The following is a 23,047-nucleotide window of genomic DNA, read 5'->3' as shown; positions in this document are numbered from 1 at the left end:
GTGGTTGTAGATAGTGGTCTTGCGGTGCTGCGGTTACGGGCGCCAATTCCCGCCGGGGCTGGCGCCTAGGCGGAACGGAGGGCCCGGTCACTCATGGAGCGGGATCCCCGTCCAACGGCCAGGGTGCCGGACTGCACGATTTCGCGGATGCCGAAGGGCTCCAGCACTGAAAGCAGGGCTGTGAGCTTTTCCGGATGGCCGGTGGCCTCAATGACGACCGAGTCGGTGGACACGTCCACCACTGAGGCGCGGAACAGGTCTGCGGCCTGGGTTACCTGCAGGCGTGTTGCGGCATCCGCCCGTACCTTGACCAGGATGTGGTCGCGCTGTACGGAAGTTTCTGGGGTCAGCTCAACAATCTTGATCACGTTGACCAGCTTGTTGAGCTGTTTGGTGACCTGCTCGATGAGGTCGCCGTCGGCGTCGACCACCACGGTCATGCGGGACACGCCCGGCACTTCGGTGGGGCCGACGGCCAAGGAGTTGATGTTGAAGGCGCGGCGGGCGAACAGGCTCGCCACGCGGGTCAGGACGCCGGGCTTGTCCTCGACCAGGACGGAAAGTGTGTGGCGGCTCATGCTCAGTCTTCCTCTTCCCATTCCGGGGTCATGTTTCGGGCAACCTGGATCTGGTCGTTGCTCACTCCGGAGGGCACCATCGGCCACACCATGGAGTTGGGGCTCACCACGAAGTCGATGACCACGGGGCGGTCATTGATTTCGAGTGCCTTCTGGATGGTGGCGTCGATGTCCTCTTCGCGTTCGCAGCGGAACGAGGCGCAGCCGTAGGCCTCCCCCAGCTTGACGAAGTCCGGGATGCGGACGGTGTCGTGGCCGGTGTTGAGGTCCGTGTTGGAGTAGCGGCCCTCGTAGAAGAGGGTCTGCCACTGCCGCACCATGCCCAGCGAGGAGTTGTTGATGACGGCAACCTTGATGGGAATGTTGTTGATGGCGCAGGTGGCCAGCTCCTGGTTGGTCATCTGGAAGCAGCCGTCGCCGTCGATGGCCCAGACCACCCGGTCAGGCTCGCCCACTTTGGCGCCCATGGCCGCGGGAACGGCATAGCCCATGGTGCCGGCGCCGCCGGAGTTCAGCCAGGCGTGCGGGCGCTCGTACTTGATGAACTGGGCAGCCCACATCTGGTGCTGCCCAACACCCGCCACGTACACGCCTTCGGGGCCGGTCAGCTGGCCGATCCGCTCGATGACCTTCTGCGGGGCAATCAGGCCGTCGTCCGGTTCCGTCCAGCCCAGCGGGTAGGTTTCCTTGAGGTTGTTCAGGAAGGCCCACCAGGTGGTCAGGTCAGGCCTGCCGGAAGCCTCGAACTGGCTGCGGACGGCCTCTGTCAGTTCCGGAATGATCTCCTTGACCGAGCCCACTATGGGGACATCGGCGGTGCGGTTCTTGGAGATCTCGGCGGGGTCGATGTCGGCGTGGATGACCTTGGCATGCGGTGCGAAGGTGCGCAGCACGCCGGTCACGCGGTCATCGAAACGGGCGCCGAGGGTGATCAGGAGGTCCGACTGCTGAAGGGCCGTGACGGCGGAAACGCTGCCGTGCATGCCCGGCATGCCCACGTGCTGCGGGTGGGAATCCGGGAAGGCGCCTTTCGCCATCAGGGTGGTCACCACGGGTGCTCCCGTGGCCTCGGCCAGGGCGCGCAGTTCAGCGGAGGCGTGCGCCTTCACCACGCCGCCACCGACGTACAGGACCGGCTTGGAGGCGGCGGCGATGAGTTTCGCCGCCTCGCGCACCTGCTTGTTGTGGCCCCGGGTGACCGGCCGGTACCCGGGCAGGTCGATCCGCGGCGGCCACGAGAACGTCATCTGTCCCACCTGGGCATCCTTGGCAACGTCCACCAGGACGGGCCCGGGACGGCCGGTGGAGGCCAGGTGGAAGGCCTCGGCCATGACGTGGGGGATGTCGTTGGGGTCGGTCACCAGGAACGAGTGCTTGGTGATCGGCATGGTGATGCCCACGATGTCGGCTTCCTGGAACGCATCGGTGCCAATGACGCCGCTGGCGACCTGGCCGGTGATGGCCACCAGGGGCACGGAGTCCATGTGGGCATCCATGATGGCGGTAACGAGGTTGGTGGCGCCGGGACCCGAGGTGGCGATGCAGACGCCAACCCGCCCGGTAACCATGGCGTAGCCTTGCGCGGCGTGGCCGGCTCCCTGTTCGTGACGGACCAGCACGTGGTTCATGGTGGAGGCCATCAAGGGGTCGTAGGTGGGCAGGATCGCGCCACCAGGCAAACCGAAAATGTCGTCGACGCCGAGTTCTTCGAGCGAACGGACGATTGCTTGCGAGCCGGTCATCACCGTCGGGGGTACGACGTTGTTCGGCCCAAGGACAGGAGAGACGGCAGCAAGGTCGGCGACGACGGCGGCATGGTCAGCCGTCCGGTCGGCGCGTTCCGGAGCCTTGGCGGCTCCAGCGGACTTGGTGGCCATCAGCGAGGGGCTGATGGGCGATCCTTTGCTCATCGGACTCTTCCTTGTGGATCTTCTCTGGTGTTCGAATGTGACTGGAAAGGCGGGAAATAAAAAAACCCCTCAGCCTGGTGGCTCTGTGAGGGGTTCGCGCGTGACGGTTCGTTACCAGGGCTAATGTGCCACGCGCTTGGTAAGGACGACGACGATGCCGGTAACGAAAGTCATGCGTTCAGTTTTCCCTCTGGTGTGATGGGTGTCAACGAGCAACAACCCTATCTCACCATGTGGACCACACTGTCCACTCTTTGATCCTATCTCGGAAGGACCAGCCTGAAACCGGACGTCAGCCGGTGTAGGCACCCTGGCTGGCGCTGTGTACCAGCTTGGCGTACTTGGCAAGCACTCCCTTGGTGTAGCGGGCCGGAAGCGGCTGCCAGTCCACTTTGCGGGCCTCAAGTTCCGCGTCGTCCACCAGCAGGTCGAACGTGCGGGCGGCGATGTCCACCCTGATCCGGTCGCCGTCCTTGACGAAGGCGATCGGGCCGCCGTCGACCGCTTCCGGCGCAACGTGGCCGATGCACAAGCCGGTGGTTCCGCCGGAGAAGCGGCCGTCCGTCAGCAGGAGGACGTCCTTGCCCAGCCCGGCACCCTTGATGGCGCCGGTGATCGCCAGCATTTCCCGCATGCCGGGGCCGCCCTTGGGACCTTCATACCGGATGACCACGACGTCGCCGGCCTTGATCTCGCCGTTGTCGAGTGCGTCCAGCGCCCCCTTCTCGCGCTCGAAGACCCGGGCAGAGCCCTCGAAGACGTCGGCGTCGAAGCCGGCGCTCTTGACGACGGCGCCTTCCGGAGCCATTGAGCCGTGCAGGATGGTGATGCCGCCGGTTTTGTGGATCGGATTGTCCAGTGCGCGAAGAATCTTGCCGTCAACGTCCGGCGGGTTGATCGCGTCGAGGTTTTCGGCGACGGTCTTGCCCGTGACGGTGAGGCAGTCGCCGTGCAGCAGGCCGGCGTCGAGCAGGGCCTTCATGATGACGGGAACGCCGCCGATCCTGTCGACGTCGGTCATGACGTAGCGGCCGAAGGGTTTGAGGTCGCCCAGGTGCGGGATCCTGTCGCCGATCCGGTTGAAGTCGTCGAGGGTGAGCTCAACCTCGGCTTCCCGGGCGATGGCCAGCAGGTGCAGCACGGCGTTGGTGGAGCCGCCGAAGGCCATGGTGACGGCGATGGCATTCTCGAACGCTTTCTTGGTCATGATGTCCCGGGCGGTGATGCCCTTGCGCAGGAGGTTGACCACCGCTTCGCCGGACTTGCGGGCGAATTCATCACGACGGCGGTCTGCCGAGGGCGGGGCGGCCGAGCCGGGGAGGGACATGCCCAGCGCCTCGCCGATGCAGGCCATGGTGTTGGCCGTGTACATGCCGCCGCAGGCGCCTTCGCCGGGGCAGATGGCCTTTTCGATCCGGGTGAGGTCTTCCATGCTCATTTTGCCCGCGGCGCAGGCACCCACCGCTTCAAAGGCGTCGATGAGCGTGACTTCCTTTTCGGAGCCGTCCTCGAGCTTCACCCAGCCGGGCATGATGGACCCGGCGTAAAGGAAGACGCTGGCCAAGTCCAGGCGGGCGGCCGCCATCAGCATGCCGGGCAGGGACTTGTCGCAGCCGGCCAGCAGGACCGAGCCGTCGATCCGCTCCGCCTGCATGACGGTCTCCACGGAGTCGGCGATGACTTCACGGGAGACCAGGGAGAAGTGCATTCCCTCGTGGCCCATGGAGATGCCGTCCGAAACCGAAATGGTGCCGAATTGCATGGGGAACCCGCCGCCTGCGTGGACGCCTTCCTTGGCGCCCTGCGCGAGGCGGTTCAGGGAGAGGTTGCAGGGAGTGATCTCGTTCCATGAGCTCGCCACGCCAATCTGGGGCTTGGCGAAGTCGTCATCGCCCATGCCGACAGCCCGGAACATGCCGCGCGCGGGCGCCGCATGGATCCCATCGGTGACGACGCGGCTGCGGGGCTTGATATCAGGCGTGTTTGCGGTTGCGGTCTGGGCGTCACTCATAGGGGAAAGTCTAGGGCGCGCACCGCTGCCGGACGACCGTCACATCAGCTTCCTGTTGAAATAACGGGAAAAACTCGCCAAATAGTGGACTCATGTCTCACATAATGAGACGTCGATGGTGGTCGAGGCTCCGTCCGGCCACCCGCACGACCGGGGAGGACGCCAGCCTGCGGCCCGCGGCTTCTCTGGACAGCAGTGCCTGCCCGACGTAGCGTCGGGGACACGACACCCCCGCCGCCCGGATCGAGAGGCCTGCCATGGACATTCTTTTCTGGATCATTCTCATCGTTGTTCTCGCGGCAGTCGTTTGGTGGCTGCTGAAGCGCAACAGGTCAACCAGTACCCCTGGCGCCTCCGGCACCAGATCGGACGGCGCCCTGGAGGGAGGCAGCGCCGCTGCCTCGGCCGAGGCTGCCGCGACCACCGGGATACCCACGGCAGCGGGCTTCGGCCGCGCCGCCGAACCGGCAGCCCCGCCAACGGCTGAGGAACCGGCGGATTCATCGGCGACGCCACGGACGGCGACACCCGCGGCTGCCGAGGCCACCGACAACCCGGTCCAGGGCCCTTCCGGCGCCGATGCCGGCATGGCTGCACCCGGCTCCGTCGGCGCCCGGGAAGATGAGCGCAGGCTGCAGGATGAAGCCGAGTGGGAAACCCAGTGGTCGGAGGCCGGGCCGTCCGGGCCACGTCCCGCCCCGTCCGCCACCAACGATGCAGCGGCAACGGCCGCAGCGTCACAGGCAGCCCCGCCCGCCGCAGGGGCCGAGGCCGACGCGGCGGACGACGGAGCCGGGCGGCAGGAATCCCGGGCGCACAGCTCCCCCGCACCTGCCCATCCTGTCCATCACGACGAATACACCGCAGCCCACGCCCCGACGCTGCCCGGCGCCGAGACGGCCGCCGGGGAGGAGACGGCAGCATCCGAGGCGACGGAGCATGCGGAGGCCTCCGCCCCGACGGAGGAAGCATCAGGCCACCACGACGCCGCCCCGGGGCACAGCGAAGCGGCGGGAGAACCAGCCGGGCACCTTGCGGCAAAGGAACCGTACGGGGCAGGCTCGGCATCGCCGGCCGCCGATGGAAGCGGTCCGGCGGACTACAGCGTCAAGGGAGACGCCACTGCGATGGTCTACTACGAAGAAGGACATCCCGACCATGAGCACATCCGGGCGGATGTCTGGTTTGAGTCTGCCGCGCACGCCGAGGCTGCCGGTTTCCGCGCTCCGCGCCGCAAACGGCCCTAGCCGGAGGCGGGGCCGCCGTATGACGCTACGCCCCTACTGGATGGCCTGCCTGCTCTTCCTGCTGGCAGCGTGCACCGGCTCGCCCGGCCCAACACATGGCACGGGCTCCGGCACCACGGCCGAGCCGCCCGTCTCCGTACCCGAGGTGCAGGAAAAGCTGGAACTGAAGCTGGCCGTCCCCTGGGCGGCCGTCTTCCTTCCGGACGGCACGGCAATCATCTCCGAGCGGGGAACGGCGTTGTTGAAGGCGGTCCACGACGGACAGGCCACCACCGTGGGCAAGGTCCCGGGGGTGGTGCCCGCCGGTGAAGGGGGCCTGCTGGGCCTGGCGCTGTCACCGCATTTCGACGTTGACCGCTACCTCTATGCCTACGTGACAGGGCAGGAGGACAACCGGGTGGTCCGGCTGACGCTGCAAAGGGACGCCGACGGCGCACTCTCCCCCGGTCCACCGCAGACCGTCTTTGCCGGCATACCGAAAGCAACGACGCACAACGGCGGGAGGATCCGGTTCGGCCCGGACGGCTTCCTCTATGTTGGCACCGGCGACGCCCAGCGCCGGGAACAGCCCCAAGATCCGGACGCCCTGGGCGGCAAGATCCTGCGGCTCGCCCCGGACGGCAGTCCGGCGCCCGGGAACCCGTTCGGCAATGCCGTGTACAGCCTGGGTCACCGGAACGTCCAGGGACTGGCCTGGGACGGCGAGGGCAGGCTGTGGGCCAGTGAATTCGGCCCCGACGTCAATGACGAGCTCAACCTGATCCTTCCGGGTGCCAACTACGGATGGCCCGAAGTGACGGGCGCACCCCACCGGCCGGAATTCCAGGATGCAAAGGTCGTGTGGCCCTCCACCAGCGAATCATCGCCCAGCGGCCTGGAAATAGACGGCGGCACCGCGTACCTGGGCGCGCTGCGCGGGGAGCGGCTGTGGGCCGTCCCCCTTCAAGGCACCGAGGCAGGTAATCCTGTGGCCTATTTCACAGGAATGTACGGGCGGATCAGGGACGTGATCCGGACCCCGAACGGCGGATTGTGGCTGATGACGAACAACGAAAACCCTGATTTCGTGCTGGTTTTGGGGCTGCGGCGGTGACGACACTTCCTCCGTGGGCGCCGATTTCACTTGCACCGGAAGTTCGTGTAGAGTTTCATGTCGTTGCGGAGATCAACGGGAAAGAAAAAGCCCGAAAGATTGAAGCAAACAAGATGCACCTCTAGCTCAATTGGCAGAGCAATTGACTCTTAATCAATGGGTTCCGGGTTCAAGTCCCGGGGGGTGCACCAAAGGAACCCCGTCTTTACTGGCCGAGAGGCCACGTAAAGGCGGGGTTTCGTTTTGCGCCTGTAATGGATGGTGTGCCGCACGGCGACCCAGAGGTTCACATCCAATGCCTCCGAATCTGCCTGGTGGCTTCCCGAAGGTAGTCGGTATCCTGCCCTGGTGAACCCGGCACGCCGCCGGACGAGATCGGTGGGCCCGGCGAAGCTGTGTCTGGTCTTCTTGCAGGTTGCCATAATGTCCTGTCAGGGTGCGACCGCGGCCTGCCCGGGCTGCAACCGGGTTAAGCCGGGACCCGGGGTTCCGCACATATGACCGGGGTACCCGTTTCCTCATTGAAAGTAGTCCCAGTTGAAAAAACAGCTCGCCGTTACCGCTGCCCTCGCCGGGATCACCCTGGCCGTCGCAGGATGCTCCGCGACCGCCACCTCCGGCCCTGGCACCGCCGTGTCCACGCCCGGCATGACAGCTCCGCCCACCGCGTCCTCCTCCGCGGCATCCACCGGATGGGAACTGAAGCCACAGGGGGGCGGTGACCGAATCAAGGCCGCCGGGCTTCAGGTCCTCAACGCCGAAGGCGCTGCAGAGCATTTCCACGCGCACCTGGACGTCCTCGTGGACGGCAAGCCGGTCGCCGTTCCGGCGGACATCGGCTTCAGCTTCACCCCGGCCGGCCAGCCCAACGGGATCTCCGCGCTGCACAGCCATGACAAATCCGGGATTATCCACATCGAAGCACCAACCGCCGGCGCCACCTACACGCTCGGGCAGTTCCTCACCGAATGGGGTGTCCTGGACGGCACCGACCCAACGCCAGGAACGCCACACTCCGCCCAGGACGGCTGGAGCGTGGCCGTCAACGGAGTTCCGCACGGCGGGAAGATCTCCGATGTGGTCCTAAAAGCCCACGACGAGGTCGTCCTGTTCCACGGCGCGGCGCCAGTCCCGGTCCCCGCCACGTTCACCTTTCCGGCAGAGCTGTAGCCCCCTCACCGGCGGCCGCCAACAAGACCCCCATGTGCTCCGCGCGCACATAACAGTGTGGCCGCCGGACACAAAAAAGCGTGGCCCCGGCAGTCGTTGCCGGGGCCACGCTTTGAAGGCGTTATGAAAAGCCGGTTACTTGGCGGAGTCCACCAGCGCAGAGGCGTTGCTCGGCGTCGTGGCGAACTGGCTGGCGAGTTCACGGACCACAGCCTTGAGCTCCTGGCGCAGGACCTCGGGGTCGATCGAAGAGGAAGCCAACACCGAACGCTCCATCTCCACGGCCTGGGCTACCGCTTCCTTGCCGCGCTCAGTCAGCGAGACCACATGGCTCCTGCGGTCCGAGGTGCTCCGCACCCGGGCGATATGGCCGTGGGACTCAAGCCGGCTGAGCGTCTTGCCCATGGTCTGGGCCTGGACGCGGACATACTGGGCGAGCTGGGCCTGGGTCATGGGGCCTTGCGCAGCCAGCACCTCTATGGCGATAACACCGGCGTGCGTGAGTCCGATGGCGCCAAGTTTTTCGTTCCAGGAGTGTTCAACGAGGCGCGCAGCAGTGGACAGGAGGCGCCCTGTGGGCCAGTGATCCATATCAGGCATAGCAGCCAGTATAACCAAGTGCCGATTAGCACTCGCCCCACCCGCTTACTAGGCTGTTGTGTCCCGCCCGCAACAAGGAGAAAAACAATGGCTGAAAGACTCGTTACCGGCGACAAAGCACCCGCATTTACCTTGCAGGACTCACGCGGGAAGGAGGTCAGCCTGGACCCGGCCTCCGGCCGCTCCACCATTGTCTACTTCTATCCGGCAGCGTCCACGCCCGGGTGTACCAAGGAAGCCTGCGACTTCCGCGACAGCCTTGCCTCCCTGCAGGCCTCCGGATACGACGTCCTGGGCATCTCGCCCGACCCCGTCGAAAAACTGGCAAAATTTGCGGCGAATGAAGCCCTGACGTTCCCCCTGCTCTCCGATGCGGACCACGCAGTGGCCGAGGCATACGGCGCCTGGGGCGAAAAGAAGAACTACGGCAAGACGTACCAAGGCCTGATCCGCTCCACCATCGTGGTGGATCCCGACGGCAAGGTTTCCCTCGCACAGTACAACGTCCGGGCGACCGGACATGTGGCCAAGTTGCGGCGGGACCTCAACCTGGACGCCTGACCACGCCGCACCTGCCGGACCACCCCGCCGGCGCGACGCTACAATGGACACTGGCATCCCGCCGTCGAATGCCCTGCGTTCCTGGGGGAAGCCTGCGCGCGAGTGGTGAAATTGGCAGACACGCAGGATTTAGGTTCCTGTGCCTTCGGGCGTGGGGGTTCAAGTCCCCCCTTGCGCACACCGCGGATCCCCCGGCTTTGGCCGGGGGATCCTTTGTTTTAAGCCGTCTCCCCCATGCCGGTTCGTGCCCCGAATAGAAAAACTCCACGGATCCACCCATCCACTTCCGCCCACCGGCCGAATAGCCATTGAGACACCAGCCAAGGGCCGGTGCTTACCCCCAAGTCAGACTGCACGCCACGGACACCGCTCCACGGGCAGCAGGCTCAACGATCCAAGGAGTACTGAAATGCAGACCTTCAAGCGCACCACTTTCACCGTCGCAGGCGTTGCAGCGGCCGCTCTGCTCAGCCTCACCGCGTGTGGCGGTTCGGGCAGCACCTCCGGGTCCTCGGCATCTTCGGCGCCGATGTCCTCCGCCCCCAGCTCCAGCATGGCCTCACCGTCATCCAGCGCCATGGCCAGCTCCTCGGCCGGCAGCATGGACCCGGCAGCAAACCTGGTCGGCCCCGGCTGCGCCGCTTACGCCCAGCAGGTTCCCACCGGCGCAGGCTCCGTAGCCGGCATGGCCCTGGATCCGGTGGCCGTCGCCGCCTCCAACAACCCCATCCTCACCACGCTGACCGCGTCGGTATCCGGCAAGCTCAACCCCAAGGTCAACCTGGTGGACACCCTCAACGGCGGCGAATTCACTGTCTTCGCACCGGTGGATGACGCCTTCAAGAAGATTGACGCCGCCACCATCGACACCCTGAAGACGGACGATGCCCTGCTGAGCAAGATCCTGACCTACCACGTTGTTCCCGGCCAGATCACCCCTGACAAGATCGCCGGCACCCACGCCACCGTCGAGGGCGGCTCCGTCACCGTCACCGGCAGCGGCAACAACCTCAAGGTGGACAACGCCAACGTCATCTGCGGCGGCGTCAAGACCAAGAACGCCACGGTCTACCTGATCGACTCGGTGCTGATGCCCAAGTAGCCCTCACAGGCAACAAGCGTTCTTCGACCAAGCCGGGTTCCACTGGTTATCCAGGGGCCCGGCATTGGCGTGTCCGGATCCGGGCAGTGCCCGGGTCGTGTCCATTAGACTGGATCCCGGCCCGCAACCGGCGGAGCCGGCAGGATCCAGAGGTGATAAACGAGTGCCCAGCAGTACATCGCGGCGGACTGCCCTCAAGGCCGGCGCCGTCCTCATGGCGCTGGGCGTGACATCATGCACAGGCACACCGGTTCCCTCTCCCACGCCCGGCCAGGACAACTCCACGCCCGCGGAACCGGCAGCCACCTTCAGCTTCGGAACCGCCGCCCAGCCACTGGGCCTTGACCCGGCATTGTCCAACGACGTCGAGTCCCAGCGCATCACGCGGCAAATCATGGAAGGCCTCGTGGGAGTTGACCAGACCACGGGAAAGCCCACGCCCCTGCTGGCCACCGAATGGAACGAATCCAACGAGGGCCGCACCTACACCTTCAAGCTTCGTACCGGCGTTACCTTCCAGGACGGGACCCCGTTTAATGCCGACGCCGTCTGCACCAACTTCAACCGCTGGTTCGCCTTCTCCGCCGAACTGCGGAAGCAGGCACCGGGCAGTTCCTTCAAGGGGGTCTTCAAGGCCCACTCGGACGAAGCCAGCCTCTCAATCTTCAAGAGTTGCACCGCCGTGGCCGCGGACACAGTGCAGATCGACCTCACGCAGCGCTTCACGGCGTTCCTGCAGGCATTGACATTGCCCGCCTTTGCGATGGCCTCCCCCGCCGCCCTCGCTGCCGGCAAAGCCGACGTGCTGGACCAAAACCGTGGCGGCCAGGCCTTGTCCGTTTTCGCCACCAACCCGGTCGGCACCGGCCCCTTCACACTCGCTGCCTGGGGCAGCGACAACGTGACCCTGTCCAGCAACAAGACCTACTGGGGCGACCGCGGGCAGATCGCCACCATCAACTTCCTCGCCTACAACTACCCGCAAACCCGCCTCCAGGCCCTCCTGGACGGCAAGATCGACGGCTACGACGCCGTGACCGTGGGGAACTTCGACCAGCTGGTCAAGCGAGGCAAGCAGATCGTCCAGCGCGACCCGTTCTCCGTGATGTACGTGGGCATGAACCAGGACATCCCGGTGCTGCAAAACCAAAAGATCCGGCAGGCGGTGGAGCTTGCGATCGACAAGGAAACGCTGATCCGGAAGTTCTTCATCGACAACACCGCCAAAGCGACGCAGTTCGTCCCGCCCAAGATCAGCGGATTCAACAACGATGCCCCGGCACTGGGCCATGACCCGGAAAAGGCCAAGAGCTACCTCAAGGACGCCGGCTACGCCGGCGAGGAACTCAAGTTCTACTACCCCCTGAACGTCACCCGGCCCTACCTCCCGACCCCCGAAAAGGTCTACGCCGAGCTCAGCCGCCAGCTCACCGCCGTCGGCTTCAACATCCGGCCCGTCCCGGTGGACTGGGCCGATGGCTATCTCCAGAAAGTCCAGTCCCCCGGCGACCATGCCCTGCACATCCTCGGCTGGAACGGCTCGTACTCGGATGCCGACAACTTTGTCGGCCCGCTGTTCGGCGAGAAGAACGGCGAATTCGGGTACCAGGATCCGCAGGTGTTCTCGAAAATCAACAGGGCCCGCGGCCTGCCGGACGGCAAGGAGCGCGATGACTTGTATCACACCATCAACACCCAGATTGCGGCGACGGTGCCGGCCGTTCCCATCGCCTTTCCCATCTCCGCCCTTGCCCTTTCGGACCGGGTCCTGAGCTACCCGGCGTCCCCGGTCTTAAATGAAGTTTTTACGAAGGTCCAACTAAAGCCTTGACGGGCCGGTCCAATTTCAGTATGTCGGCTGCCCGGGGATATTCTGTGACAGCCAGAGCCGCTGCAATCGGAGACTGATCGTGACTTTCATTTCCAAGACCCCACATGCCGACGTTGTCCTGATAGGCGGCGGCATCATGAGCGCGACGCTGGGGGCATTCCTCAAGCAGCTGGAGCCGGACTGGACCATCTCGCTGTTCGAACGGCTGGACCAGCCGGGGCTCGAGAGCTCAGATCCCTGGAACAACGCGGGGACGGGCCATGCGGCCCTCTGCGAACTGAACTACTCCCCCGCAGCTAAGGACGGCTCGGTAAGCCCCAACAAGGCGCTGCTCATCAATGAACAGTTCCAGCTTTCCCGCCAGTTCTGGTCCCACTTGGTGGACAACAACCTGATTGGCTCCCCCAAGGGTTTCATCAACACCGTCCCGCACATGAGCTTTGTGATTGGCGAGGACCACACCCGGTTCCTGAAGACGCGCTACGAGGCCCTGAAGCCGCACACCCTTTTCCGGTCCATGGAGTACTCCGAGGACCACGCACAGATTGCCAAGTGGGCGCCACTGATCGTCAAGGGCCGCGACCCCAAGCAGCGTGTCGCGGCTACCCGGGCAGCTGAAGGAACTGACGTCGACTTCGGCGCGCTGACCCGTGAGCTCACCGGCTACCTGGGGAACAACGGCGTCGAAATCAACTATGGCCATGACGTCACCGGCATCTCCCGGGCGTCCGACGGCGGCTGGGACCTGACGCTGAAGCACCCGCGTTCCGGAGAGCACGGCAAGATCCACGCCAAGTTCGTCTTCGTCGGCGCCGGCGGCGGCGCGCTGCACCTCCTCCAGGCCTCGGGCATCCCCGAAAGCAAGGGTTACGGCGGCTTCCCCGTCTCCGGGCAGTTCTTCCGCTGCACGGACGAGACCATCGCCGCCCAGCACAGCGCAAAGGTCTATGGCCAGGCCTCGGTTGGCGCCCCGCCCATGTCCGTACCGCACTTGGATACCCGCTACGTCAACGGCAAGCGCTCGCTCCTGTTCGGACCCTACGCCGGCTTCTCCACGAACTTCCTCAAGAACGGCTCCTACCTGGACCTGCCGCTGTCCATCCGCCCGGGCAACATCATCCCGATGCTCGCCGTGGCCAAGGACAACATGGACCTCACCGCGTACCTCATCAAGGAGGTTGCAAAGCGGCACGACCAGAAGGTCGAGGCCCTGCGCGAGTACTACCCCGAGGCAAAGGGCGGCGACTGGGAACTTATCACCGCCGGCCAGCGTGTGCAGATCATCAAGAAAGATCCGCAAAAGGGCGGCATCCTTCAGTTCGGAACCGAAGTGATCGCCGGCCGCGACGGCTCCATCGGCGCGCTCCTGGGCGCGTCGCCCGGGGCTTCGACCGCTGTCCCCATCATGATTGAACTGCTGCAGAAGACGTTCCCCCGGAATTTCAAGGGCTGGCAGTCCAAGCTCAAGGACATGATGCCCGGTTACGGGGTCAAGCTGGATGAAAATCCGGACCTGGCCGCGGAGCTGGAACGGGCCACGGCCAAGTCCCTCCAGCTGGAGAGCGTTTCCGCCAGCCATTGACCCTGCCGGGGCCAGCGGCTGGCACCCAGGGCATGTACCAGTCACTAAACCCCCAGGAGAGCATCCATGTTCCGGCTGGCGCACCTTTCCCTTGCCAACAGGGCCCTGATCGCGCTGATCACTGTCTTTGCTTCGGTCTTCGGCGTGATCACCATGTCCTCGTTGAAGCAGGAGCTCATCCCGTCCATTGAGTTCCCGCAGATCACCGTGCTCAGCTCCATGCCGGGCGCGTCGCCCGAGGTCGTGGACAAGCAGGTCAGCGGCCCGCTGGAGAAGGCACTGAACGGCGTGGAGGGGCTGGAATCCACCTCCTCCACGTCACGCACCGGCGTCTCGCAGATCACCTTGGTGTTCACCTATGGTTCCAACCTTGACCGGGCCCGGAACCAGATCGACCGGGCGATCTCCAACGCCAAACGGACGCTTCCCAGCGATGTCCAGCCGCAGGCCATCGCCGGGAGCATCAGCGATTTCCCCATCGTGTTCCTCGCGGTGTCCTCGGACAAGTCCCTGAGTGACCTGAACGCTGACCTGCAGCGCCTGACCGTGCCCCGGCTGCAGAAGATCGACGGCGTCCGCAGCGCCGACGTGACCGGTGGCGCGTCCCAGCACATCGAGATCCTGCCACGCACCGATGCCCTCGCCGCCGCGGGCGTGGGCGTGACCGCGATAAAGGACGCCCTTTCCAACAACGGAGCCCTGGTCCCGGCCGGAACCCTCGAGGACCAGGGAAAGACCCTCTCCCTGCAGATCGGCAGCCCGGTGGATTCCCTTGACGCCATCAAGGCCCTTCCGCTGGCCGGGGCGAAGAACGCAGCGACCGTCGGCTCGGTGGCCGACGTCTCGCTCAAGGACGACGAACGCACTTCCATCACCCGCACCAATGGGGCCGAGACCCTGGCTGTTTCCGTCACCAAGAAACCCGAGGGTGACACGGTGGGGATTTCCCATGCGGTGCGGGACTCCCTGCAGGATCTCCAGGCGGAGCTGGGCTCGAACGCAAAGTTCACACCTGTCTTTGACCAGGCACCGTTCATCGAAAAGTCCATCAAGGACCTCACCACGGAAGGCCTGCTGGGGCTGGGATTCGCGGTCGCGGTCATCCTGCTGTTCCTGATGTCGGCGCGTTCCACGCTGGTCACCGCCGTCTCCATCCCGCTGTCGCTGCTCATCACGTTCATCGGTCTTTCGGGCACGGGCTATTCGCTGAACATCCTGACCCTCGGCGCACTCACCATCGCGATCGGACGCGTGGTGGACGACTCGATCGTGGTCATCGAGAACATCAAGAGGCACCTCAGCTACGGCGAAGAAAAGTCGACGGCGATCCTCACCGCCATCAGGGAGGTGGCCGGTGCCATCACAGCCTCCACGCTGACGACGGTGGCCGTGTTCCTGCCGATTGCCTTCGTCGGCGATCTGGCCGGCGAACTGTTCCGGCCGTTTGCCCTGACCGTCACCATGGCGCTGCTGGCGTCGCTGCTGGTGTCCCTGACCATCGTTCCGGTGCTCGCCTACTGGTTCCTCAAAAACCCCAAGGGCGCCCCGGACGGAGCACCGGCCGGTTCCGCCGAGGCCCGCCGGATTGCCGCGGAAGCCCGAGCCAAGGCGCACGACGCCGAGCAGCGCAGCCGCCTGCAGCGCGGCTACCTGCCCATCCTCCGGTCCACCCAGAAACACCCGGTCATCACCCTGGTGGCCGCCGTCCTGGTGCTCGTCGCCACGGGCGCCATGACGCCACTGCTGGCTACCAACCTGCTGGGGAACTCGGGACAGAACAGCCTGACCGTGCGCCAGGTGCTGCCTGCCGGAACCAGCCTCGCGGACACCAGCGCCGCCGCCATCCGGCTCGAGGAGGTCCTGCGCGGCATCGACGGCATCAAAGACGTCCAGGTGACGTCGGGCAATGCGCAGGCCGGGTTCGCCGCACTGACCTCCACCGGGTCCTCGAACTCCACTTTCACCGTGGTCACTGACGAGAAGGCCAACCAGGAACGGCTCCAGGACACCGTCCGGACCGAGCTGGCCAAGGTGCCTGATTCCGGCAAGATCTCCGTTGGCACCCAGCAGGGCGGCTTCGGTACCTCGTCCACCGTGGACATCACGCTGAAGGCCGCCACCAGCGCCGACCTGCAGTCCGCCAGCGACACCATGGTTGCCGCCATGTCCGGCGTTCCCGGCACCAGCGAGGTGGCCAGCAACCTGGCGGCCAGCAACCCCGTGGTGCAGGTGAAGGTGGACAGGGCAAAGGCGGTGGCCGCAGGACTGAACGAGCAACAGGTTGCCGGGGTCCTGGCTTCCACCATCAGCCCCATTCCCGCGGGGACGGTCCGCATCGACACCAATGATTTCCCGGTGCGGATCGGCCAGGGCACAAAATTCACCAGCATTGACGCCGTCCGCAACATCCCGCTGCCGGCTGGCGGCAAGCCGGTAACGCTGGGAAGCATTGCCTCCGTGGAGCAGGTGGACGTCCCCGTCTCCATCACCGCCAGCAACGGTGAGCGCACCGCCAAGGTGTCCATTACGCCGTCGGGCTCCAACCTGGGTGCCGTGAACACCGAGGTCCAAAAGCGCCTGGCGGACGTCCAGCTGCCTGCCGGCGTCACCGCGACGATCGGCGGGGCCACCACCCAGCAGGCGGACTCCTTCCGGCAGTTGGGCCTGGCCCTGCTGGCTGCCATTGCCATCGTGTATGTGATCATGGTGGCCACGTTCAAATCCCTCATCCAGCCGCTGATCCTGCTGGTATCGGTTCCCTTCGCGGCCACCGGTGCCGTGGCCCTGCTGCTGGTCACGGGAGTTCCGCTGGGCCTGCCGTCGCTGATCGGCATGCTCATGCTGGTGGGCATCGTGGTGACCAATGCCATTGTGCTGATCGACCTGATCAACCAGTACCGCCAGCCGCGTGACGGCCGGCCGGGCATGAACGTGGCGGATGCCATTACCAACGGTGCCCGGCAGCGCCTGCGCCCCATCCTGATGACGGCACTCGCCACAGTCTTTGCCCTGACTCCCATGGCCCTGGGCCTCACGGGCGGGGGCGGTTTCATCTCGCAGCCGCTTGCCGTTGTGGTCATCGGCGGCCTGGTGTCCTCCACTGCACTGACCCTCATCCTGGTCCCCGTGCTGTACCGGCTGGTGGAGGGTCGCCGCGAAAAGAAGGCGTTGCTGAAGGATCTTCAGGCCCGGCCTGAACGCGGCCCGGGGTCCGACGTCGATGCCGGGTTCAAGGACTGGACCACCGGGCAGATGCCCAAACTCAGCGGCCGCCGCGCCGCCCCCGGGGGCGCCGAGTAGCAACAGCGTCCCTTCCTGATGCCCGTACCGCCCAGCGGTGCGGGCATCAGCTTTTGAATGCCCGCCTGCGAACGCACGCGGGAATATTCTCCGCGTCGGGGCGTTACAGGAGGCGATAGATGCAAATGCATCTAAATTGGTTTACACTTAAACCAAGCCGGAAAGTCCAGCAACGGAAGGGCACATCATGCAGATCGGTGTTTTCAGCGTCAGCGACATCACCACGGACCCCACAACGGGCCGCACCCCCACCGAGCAAGAACGCATCAAGGCCTCGGTGGCCATCGCCAAGAAGGTCGAGGAGATCGGCATGGATGTCTACGCCCTGGGCGAGCACCACAACCGGCCCTTCTTCTCCTCCTCACCCACCACAACGCTGGCCTACATCGCAGCGCAGACCAACCGCATCATCCTCTCGACGGCCACCACGCTGATCACCACGAACGATCCCGTAAAAATCGCCGAAGACTTCGCCATGCTCCAGCACCTGTCCGATGGACGCGTGGACCTCGTCCTGGGCCGGGGCAACACCGCCCCCGTCTATCCCTGGTTCGGCAAGAACATCCAGGACGGCGTGGAGCTGGCCATCGAGAACTACAGCCTCCTGCGTAAACTCTGGGACGAGGACACCGTGAACTGGTCCGGCAAGTTCCGTACCCCTTTGCAGAACTTCACGTCCACGCCCCGGCCGCTGGACGGTGTGGCGCCCTTCGTGTGGCACGGCTCCATCCGGACGCCGCAGATCGCAGAGGTGGCCGCCTACTTCGGTGACGGTTTCTTCGCCAACAACATCTTCTGGCCCAAGGAGCACTACCAGCAGCTGATCGGCCTCTACCGCGAGCGTTACGAGCACTACGGCCACGGCACGGCAGACCAGGCGATCGTTGGCCTGGGCGGCCAGTTCTTCATGCGGAAGAACTCCCAGGACGCCGTAAAGGAGTTCCGCCCATACTTCGACAACGCTCCAGTGTATGGCCACGGACCTTCGCTGGAGGACTTCACCTCGCAGACTCCGCTGACCGTGGGCAGCCCGCAGGAAGTCATCGAGAAGACCCTGACCTTCCGCGAGTACTTCGGCGACTACCAGCGCCAGCTGTTCCTGATCGACCACGCCGGCTTGCCGCTGAAGACCGTGCTGGAGCAGCTGGACCTGTTCGGCGAGGAGGTCCTGCCTACGCTGCGTAAGGAATATGCAGCACGCAAGCCCGCACATGTTCCCGAGCCGCCCACCCACGCCGGGCGGGTCGCCGCGCTGCTGGCCGCCCAGGACGCCGAAAAAGCCACCTCGGAGGCATGATGGCCGGGCAAGGATCCGACTCGCCGGTCCGGCTGGCGGCCGAAACCTGGGAGTCACTGTTCCGGGCGCAGGTTGCGGTGATGCGCAAGCTCCAGTCCGGGCCGGCGTTCCGGAAACTGGCACTGAACGAATATGACGTGCTGTTCACGCTCTCCCGCTGTCCCTCCGGCTGGCTGCGGCTCAACGAGCTCAACGACAACGTCCTGTTGAGCCAGTCCAGCCTCAGCAGGCTGGTGGAGCGGCTCGAGAAGCGCGGCCTGGTGGCCCGGATGCCGGCGCCCGAGGACGGCCGCGGAGTGCTGCTCAAGCTCACGGACGAAGGGCGGGAGCTGCAGAAGGAGATCGGCCGCGAGCACGTCCGCGACATCTCGGCACTGGTGGCTCCCGCGCTGACGGCGGCAGAGCAAAAGGAACTCAGGCGGCTCACCGACAAGCTGCGGGCCTCCTTGGGTACCCTTCCCCGGTAATCCCGACGCCGGGCAGCCGGGTCCGGCGTCAGCCCAGCGCCACCAGCCGGGTCGGGTCTTCAACCGGCAGCTCGCCGTTGACCACGGCCGTGATGCGCAGCTGGGTCAGGGTCAGGCTGCCGCCCACGGTGGACAGGAACGCCGTGTCCGACGAGTCCCGGCCCGCGGTGATCCGGAGCATTGATTCCCGCGGGGCAAGCCCCGTGGGGTCGATGACGTGCCAGGCACCCTCCACGTAGGCTTCCGCCACCGCATGGAAATCCATGGGGCTGAGGCCTGGGGCGTAGACCGCCGCAAGGCGGGCGGGGATGTCCTTGGAACGGAGCAGGGCGATGGCCAGGTGCGCAAAGTCCCGGCACACGCCGCGGCGGCTCAGCAGGGTCTCCACTGCCCCGTCCGTGCCCCGGGAGGAACCGCTGATGTAGCGCAGCTCCCCGTTGACCCAGTTCCGGACCGCGTGCAGCAGGGCGGCCCCATGGATCCCGCCGAATTCGGCGTAGGCGGTGGGCAGCAGCCGGTCGGATTCCGCGTAGCGGCTGGGGCGGACGTAACGGATCCGGTCGGCCAGCTCCGCTTCTTCGGGAACGGCGCGTCCGGACACCGTGGCGGTATATTCCACGGCAACCTCGGTGGGTTCGTCGAACTCCATGTAGTGGAACCGGCCGCCGTGGTGGTCGGACACCTCCGTGAGCGGCACGTCCGCACCGCCGGCCGTGACGGACAAGGATTCCGCAAAGGACGAATAGCCGCTGTTCCTCGCCGCGGCAATGGCCATGGCCACTTTGGTATGGGCGGTGGTCCTGAAGGCCAGGCGTGCGGAAACAGAGCGTTCCATGTCTCTCCGGGGTGTTGGGGGTGGACGGCAAGTCGCGGTCCCCGGCAACGGGTGAGTGCGGGCAGCGGGACTAGTTTTTGACCTTCAGCGACATTAGCATCCGCTGTACGTTGGCGAAGTCGGAACTGTCATTGACATACTGGGCGGCCTGGGCGAGGGTGTCGAACGGCATCGCCGGGGCCACTTTCTCGTCCGGCGCGAAGGCCTTCAACGACACCACGTCGCCAAACGAGTAGTCGCCTTTCCCGGCCGGTCCGCGCACCACGTTGCGCAGCTCGCACGCCTGCCCGTCGCTTCCGCCCACCAGGTTGGTGATGCCGTAGGAGCCAAAGTAGCGGTAGCCCTGGATCACCCGGTAGACCATCCGGGGCTGGATGGTTCCTTCCCCGCCCTGGACAGCGAGGTCGAAGGGCACGCTGCTGATCACCGTGTAGGGGTGCCTGGCGTTGTCCGGACAAGCGCCGGAAGACGGCGGCAGTCCCGTCCGCAGTGCGGCGACGTACGTCCCGTCGGGCTTCTTGACCTCGATTTTCAGGCCGCCGGGGAGCACGCCTTCCTCCGGCGCCACCGACTGGGCGATCCAGTCCTGCGGCAGGTCGAAGCTCACGGTCTTCGCCGGGTCCGAGAAGGTCTTCCAGGAGGACGCCGTGGCAGCGCCCTGGCGTTCGGAGGGGGTGGCGGACGAAGAAGCGGAGGCGCTGCCTGACGCGCCCGGCGTTGCCGTTGCCGCCCCTGATCCGGTGGTTCCCGAGGCGTCCGGCTGCGCCGTCCAGCCCGGTCCACTGCCGGCCTGGGGTCCCGAGCAGCCCGCCAGCAGGAGCGCGGCGCCCAGCAGGGACATCCGGGAAAGAACGGTCAATGGTGCCTTGCCTGTCATGGCAGCCAGCCTAACCGTGCCGTGCCGCCTTCCGTGGCTGGCGCGGCAGGTGTTTCCGGGCCACCGACCGGTTCCACCACCGGGGCACCCGGCCTGCGTGTCGCCGTCGGACGTTACCTGCCTTGGCCGGGGACTAGGCTGGAGGCTATGGCGGAAGAGCAGCACGGCACAGCCGAAGAGAATCCTGCGGAAATGTCCGCCCTCGACATCGCCGACTGGCGGCTGAGGACCTTTGCCCTCTACGACAATGTCCGCAAAATCTCGGCGGAGGACCCGGCCGAGGCGCACTCGTACTGGCGCCACCAACGCGACCTCATGTTTGCCACCCACCCTGCGTCCGCGCTCACGGCAGCGGACAAGGCACGCTTCTCCGGGCTGAAGACAGCGGACTACGATCCGATCTACCGGTTCCACGTCCCGCTGACCAAGGAAGGCGCCGGCCGGCAGATGAGCGTGGACACCGGAACCGACGGCGTGGTCAATTTCGTGCGCCTGGGCACGTTCGACCTGCCCGAGATGGGCCAGCTTGGGGTCTGGAAGATCCACGGCTACGGCGGCGGCATCTTCGTCCCGTTCCGGGATGCGACTGCCGGCCAGCCCGGTGGAACGTACGGGGCCGGCCGCTACCTGCTGGACACCATCAAGGGCGCGTTCCATGGTGTGCAGGGAACCGGCCCGGACGCCATGTTCGTTATCGACTTCAACTTCGCCTATAACCCCTCCTGCGCCTACAACGAGGCCTGGGCCTGCCCGCTGCCCGGGCCGTCCAACCGGCTGGCAGTGGAAATTCCCGTAGGAGAGCTGTACTGACCATGGTTTGCTCCCCCACGTACATGTGGCATGCCCTGTTCCCGCTGGACAGCCCGCGATCCCCGGAACCCGGCGCCAACAGCGCCCCCGGTGGGACCGCGTGAGGGACGGTACATCCGCCCCCGCCGTCCAGGAGACGCCAACCCGCCGTCTTCCCGCCACCAGGCACTACCGCGGAGTCCTGCGCTTCCCGGTCATCCGGCAACTGCTCCGCTTCACAGGGGTCGGCATCATCTGCACCGCCGCCTCACTTGGGCTGTACGCACTGCTGCGTCCGTGGCTGGGCGCGCAGTTGGCCAATGCGGTGGCCCTGGTCCTCACGTCGCTGTTGAACACGGCCTTGAACCGGCGGCTGACGTTCAAGATTGCCGGTGGACAGCGGCGCACCCGCGACCACCTCAACGGCCTGGTGGTGATCGTAGTGGCACTGGTAATCACGGGCAGCAGCCTGGGCGTGCTGCACTGGTTCAACCCGGACGCCACCGTGGGGGACGAACTGGTGGCAACCACCCTGTCCGGCTTCCTGGCCACCGCCGTCCGGTTCAGCATGCTGCGGCACTGGATCTTCCGCCGCGCACGGCACCGCTGACCCGATGGCACGAATCCGCTAGCGTCCCTGGCCCGCGCCGAGGTTTTTGACACTGGCGACGGCGCCCCTGACGGCTGCGGCGGCCTGGTCCAGTTCCTGCGGGGTTACCGATGCGTCGAAACTGAAGCGGACGGCGGTCTGGGCAAGCTCTGCGGAGAGTCCCAGGGCAGTGAGGACCGGTGAGGGAGCATCGGAGCCGGCGGCGCAGGCCGAACCGCTGGAGCACACCACGCCGCGGCGTTCCAGCTCCAGGAGGACGGATTCGCCGCTGGTGCCCGGGAAGCAGAATGATGCCACCGACGGCAGCCGTTCGGCGGGATGGCCGGTGAGGACGGCGTCCGGCACGGCGTCCAGCACCGCTGCGATGAACCGGTCGCGCAGGGCAGCCACCCTCTCCCGTTGCTGTTGTTGTCCCGCTTGGGCCAGGGCGAGCGCTGTGGCCAGGCCCACCGCACCGGCCACGTTCTCCGTGCCTGAACGGCGTCCGCGCTCTTGGCCCCCGCCGTGGACCACCGGTTCGAGCCTGGTGCGGCTGCGGACGTAGAGCATCCCGCACCCTTTGGGAGCACCCAGCTTGTGCCCCGAGATGCTCATTGCGTCCACACCCAGGGCCTTGGTGTCCAGCGGCAGCCAGCCGGCTGCCTGGACGGCATCGGTGTGGAACGGGATGCCCTGGCTGCGGGCCAGTTCCGCCAAGGCCTTGATGGGCTGCACGGTACCGACCTCGTTGTTGGCGTACATGACGCTGACCAGGGCTGTTCGCGGTCCGAGCAGCGCGGCGAGGGCATCCGGGCTGACCCGGCCGGACGTGTCCACCGGCACCACGTCCACCGTAAACCCGTGGAACCGCTCAAGGTAACGGGCGGATTCCTCCACGGCGGGGTGCTCGACGGCGCTGATCACCACCCGGTCCAGTCGCGGGTTTGCGGCCTGCCGGGCGAGCGCGATTCCTTTGACGGCAAGGTTGTCCGCTTCCGTCCCGCCGGAGGTGAAGACCACTTCCCCCGGACGGCAGCCCAGGACGGCGGCCGCGGCGGACCGTGCCCCGGCCAGTGCCGCCGCCGCAGCCTCGCCGAGCGTGTGGTGGCTGGAGGGGTTCCCGAACCCGCCGGTGAGGCACGGCCACATGGCGTCCAGCACCTCGCGGCGGACGGGCGTGGTGGCGGCGGCATCAAGGAAGATCACGG

Annotated in this window: 19 protein-coding genes and 2 tRNA genes; 14 read left to right on the top strand and 7 right to left on the bottom strand. The window is 66.0% G+C overall.

Going from position 1 to position 23,047, the window contains the following annotated elements:
* Nucleotides 1-65: 65 nt before the first annotated feature.
* The 3 genes from ilvN to ilvD form a co-directional block, all read right to left on the bottom strand.
* A complete protein-coding gene (gene ilvN / locus AC4EEO_RS07025) occupies nt 66-578 on the bottom strand; it encodes an acetolactate synthase small subunit (RefSeq protein WP_018760055.1) in 513 nt (170 codons plus the stop codon).
* A gap of 2 nt (nt 579-580) precedes the next feature.
* Nucleotides 581-2,488: an acetolactate synthase large subunit gene (locus AC4EEO_RS07020; protein ID WP_491340158.1), complete on the bottom strand. Its 1,908-nt coding sequence runs from the start codon at nt 2,486-2,488 to the stop codon at nt 581-583.
* Between the two features lie 292 nt (nt 2,489-2,780).
* A complete protein-coding gene (gene ilvD / locus AC4EEO_RS07015; RefSeq protein WP_109045024.1) occupies nt 2,781-4,499 on the bottom strand; it encodes a dihydroxy-acid dehydratase in 1,719 nt (572 codons plus the stop codon).
* A 257-nt stretch (nt 4,500-4,756) separates the two neighbouring features.
* Between ilvD and AC4EEO_RS07010 the strand changes: the two genes are divergently transcribed.
* The 4 genes from AC4EEO_RS07010 (at nt 4,757) to AC4EEO_RS06995 (ending at nt 8,009) form a co-directional block, all read left to right on the top strand.
* On the top strand, nt 4,757-5,746 hold the full coding sequence (locus AC4EEO_RS07010; protein ID WP_491340157.1) for a sunset domain-containing protein: 990 nt from the start codon (nt 4,757-4,759) through the stop codon (nt 5,744-5,746).
* A gap of 19 nt (nt 5,747-5,765) precedes the next feature.
* Nucleotides 5,766-6,839, top strand: coding sequence for a PQQ-dependent sugar dehydrogenase (locus AC4EEO_RS07005; RefSeq protein WP_285319894.1), 1,074 nt, complete (start codon nt 5,766-5,768; stop codon nt 6,837-6,839).
* 115 nt (nt 6,840-6,954) lie between these two features.
* Nucleotides 6,955-7,030: transfer RNA gene (locus tag AC4EEO_RS07000), tRNA-Lys, on the top strand.
* Nucleotides 7,031-7,376: 346 nt separating this feature from the next.
* Nucleotides 7,377-8,009: a hypothetical protein gene (locus tag AC4EEO_RS06995; RefSeq protein ID WP_491340156.1), complete on the top strand. Its 633-nt coding sequence runs from the start codon at nt 7,377-7,379 to the stop codon at nt 8,007-8,009.
* A gap of 135 nt (nt 8,010-8,144) precedes the next feature.
* On the opposite strand, the gene AC4EEO_RS06990 is transcribed toward AC4EEO_RS06995, so the two are convergent.
* Nucleotides 8,145-8,600 carry a MarR family winged helix-turn-helix transcriptional regulator gene (locus tag AC4EEO_RS06990; protein ID WP_018760060.1) on the bottom strand — a complete coding sequence of 152 codons (456 nt, stop codon included), beginning with the start codon at nt 8,598-8,600 and terminating at the stop codon, nt 8,145-8,147.
* 96 nt (nt 8,601-8,696) lie between these two features.
* Between AC4EEO_RS06990 and bcp the strand changes: the two genes are divergently transcribed.
* The 8 genes from bcp (at nt 8,697) to AC4EEO_RS06950 (ending at nt 18,749) form a co-directional block, all read left to right on the top strand.
* A complete protein-coding gene (gene bcp / locus AC4EEO_RS06985; RefSeq protein ID WP_491330116.1) occupies nt 8,697-9,170 on the top strand; it encodes a thioredoxin-dependent thiol peroxidase in 474 nt (157 codons plus the stop codon).
* 96 nt (nt 9,171-9,266) lie between these two features.
* Nucleotides 9,267-9,348: transfer RNA gene (locus AC4EEO_RS06980), tRNA-Leu, on the top strand.
* A 231-nt stretch (nt 9,349-9,579) separates the two neighbouring features.
* Nucleotides 9,580-10,272, top strand: coding sequence for a fasciclin domain-containing protein (locus AC4EEO_RS06975; RefSeq protein ID WP_109045029.1), 693 nt, complete (start codon nt 9,580-9,582; stop codon nt 10,270-10,272).
* A 163-nt stretch (nt 10,273-10,435) separates the two neighbouring features.
* On the top strand, nt 10,436-12,103 hold the full coding sequence (locus AC4EEO_RS06970; RefSeq protein ID WP_240617732.1) for an ABC transporter substrate-binding protein: 1,668 nt from the start codon (nt 10,436-10,438) through the stop codon (nt 12,101-12,103).
* A gap of 79 nt (nt 12,104-12,182) precedes the next feature.
* On the top strand, nt 12,183-13,685 hold the full coding sequence (locus tag AC4EEO_RS06965; RefSeq protein ID WP_018760064.1) for a malate:quinone oxidoreductase: 1,503 nt from the start codon (nt 12,183-12,185) through the stop codon (nt 13,683-13,685).
* A 66-nt stretch (nt 13,686-13,751) separates the two neighbouring features.
* Complete coding sequence (locus AC4EEO_RS06960) at nt 13,752-16,985, top strand: efflux RND transporter permease subunit (protein WP_491330117.1); 3,234 nt, start codon at nt 13,752-13,754, stop codon at nt 16,983-16,985.
* Nucleotides 16,986-17,172: 187 nt separating this feature from the next.
* Entirely contained in the window at nt 17,173-18,282 is a 1,110-nt protein-coding gene (locus AC4EEO_RS06955; RefSeq protein WP_285319898.1) for an LLM class flavin-dependent oxidoreductase, read from the top strand.
* The gene (locus AC4EEO_RS06950; RefSeq protein WP_018760067.1) at nt 18,282-18,749 is read left to right on the top strand and encodes a MarR family winged helix-turn-helix transcriptional regulator; all 468 of its coding nucleotides are present in this window, start codon (nt 18,282-18,284) and stop codon (nt 18,747-18,749) included. Before AC4EEO_RS06955 ends, AC4EEO_RS06950 begins: the two co-directional genes overlap by 1 nt.
* Nucleotides 18,750-18,777: 28 nt before the next feature.
* Here AC4EEO_RS06950 and AC4EEO_RS06945 read toward each other — a convergent pair whose 3' ends face one another.
* Nucleotides 18,778-19,584: a transglutaminase-like domain-containing protein gene (locus AC4EEO_RS06945; protein WP_109045033.1), complete on the bottom strand. Its 807-nt coding sequence runs from the start codon at nt 19,582-19,584 to the stop codon at nt 18,778-18,780.
* A 70-nt stretch (nt 19,585-19,654) separates the two neighbouring features.
* Nucleotides 19,655-20,461, bottom strand: coding sequence for a hypothetical protein (locus AC4EEO_RS06940; RefSeq protein WP_491340155.1), 807 nt, complete (start codon nt 20,459-20,461; stop codon nt 19,655-19,657).
* A gap of 147 nt (nt 20,462-20,608) precedes the next feature.
* On the opposite strand from AC4EEO_RS06940, the gene AC4EEO_RS06935 reads away from it, so the two are divergent.
* Together AC4EEO_RS06935 and AC4EEO_RS06930 are read left to right on the top strand one after the other, a co-directional pair.
* Nucleotides 20,609-21,271, top strand: a complete 663-nt coding sequence (locus AC4EEO_RS06935) for a DUF1684 domain-containing protein (protein ID WP_109045035.1) — start codon at nt 20,609-20,611, stop codon at nt 21,269-21,271.
* Nucleotides 21,272-21,371: 100 nt separating this feature from the next.
* Entirely contained in the window at nt 21,372-21,860 is a 489-nt protein-coding gene (locus tag AC4EEO_RS06930) for a GtrA family protein (protein WP_018760071.1), read from the top strand.
* 18 nt (nt 21,861-21,878) lie between these two features.
* On the opposite strand, the gene AC4EEO_RS06925 is transcribed toward AC4EEO_RS06930, so the two are convergent.
* Nucleotides 21,879-23,045: a cysteine desulfurase family protein gene (locus AC4EEO_RS06925; RefSeq protein WP_491340154.1), complete on the bottom strand. Its 1,167-nt coding sequence runs from the start codon at nt 23,043-23,045 to the stop codon at nt 21,879-21,881.
* Between the last annotated feature and the right edge of the window lie 2 nt (nt 23,046-23,047).

Source organism: Pseudarthrobacter sp. MOO13, assembly GCF_058267655.1.
Note: the sequence above shows the minus strand (reverse complement) of the source record. Positions and strands in the feature narration are given on the sequence as shown.

What these genes read in the sequence shown, in the direction of transcription:
- AC4EEO_RS07010 (WP_491340157.1), top strand. Translation starts at nt 4,757, where the DNA reads ATGGACATTCTTTTCTGGATCATTCTCATCGTTGTTCTCGCGGCAGTC.
- ilvN (WP_018760055.1), bottom strand. Translation starts at nt 578, where the DNA reads ATGAGCCGCCACACACTTTCCGTCCTGGTCGAGGACAAGCCCGGCGTC.
- AC4EEO_RS06955 (WP_285319898.1), top strand. Translation starts at nt 17,173, where the DNA reads ATGCAGATCGGTGTTTTCAGCGTCAGCGACATCACCACGGACCCCACA.
- AC4EEO_RS06945 (WP_109045033.1), bottom strand. Translation starts at nt 19,584, where the DNA reads ATGGAACGCTCTGTTTCCGCACGCCTGGCCTTCAGGACCACCGCCCAT.
- bcp (WP_491330116.1), top strand. Translation starts at nt 8,697, where the DNA reads ATGGCTGAAAGACTCGTTACCGGCGACAAAGCACCCGCATTTACCTTG.
- AC4EEO_RS06990 (WP_018760060.1), bottom strand. Translation starts at nt 8,600, where the DNA reads ATGGATCACTGGCCCACAGGGCGCCTCCTGTCCACTGCTGCGCGCCTC.
- AC4EEO_RS07005 (WP_285319894.1), top strand. Translation starts at nt 5,766, where the DNA reads ATGACGCTACGCCCCTACTGGATGGCCTGCCTGCTCTTCCTGCTGGCA.
- AC4EEO_RS07020 (WP_491340158.1), bottom strand. Translation starts at nt 2,488, where the DNA reads ATGAGCAAAGGATCGCCCATCAGCCCCTCGCTGATGGCCACCAAGTCC.
- AC4EEO_RS06960 (WP_491330117.1), top strand. Translation starts at nt 13,752, where the DNA reads ATGTTCCGGCTGGCGCACCTTTCCCTTGCCAACAGGGCCCTGATCGCG.
- ilvD (WP_109045024.1), bottom strand. Translation starts at nt 4,499, where the DNA reads ATGAGTGACGCCCAGACCGCAACCGCAAACACGCCTGATATCAAGCCC.
- AC4EEO_RS06975 (WP_109045029.1), top strand. Translation starts at nt 9,580, where the DNA reads ATGCAGACCTTCAAGCGCACCACTTTCACCGTCGCAGGCGTTGCAGCG.
- AC4EEO_RS06935 (WP_109045035.1), top strand. Translation starts at nt 20,609, where the DNA reads ATGGCGGAAGAGCAGCACGGCACAGCCGAAGAGAATCCTGCGGAAATG.
- AC4EEO_RS06950 (WP_018760067.1), top strand. Translation starts at nt 18,282, where the DNA reads ATGGCCGGGCAAGGATCCGACTCGCCGGTCCGGCTGGCGGCCGAAACC.
- AC4EEO_RS06940 (WP_491340155.1), bottom strand. Translation starts at nt 20,461, where the DNA reads ATGACAGGCAAGGCACCATTGACCGTTCTTTCCCGGATGTCCCTGCTG.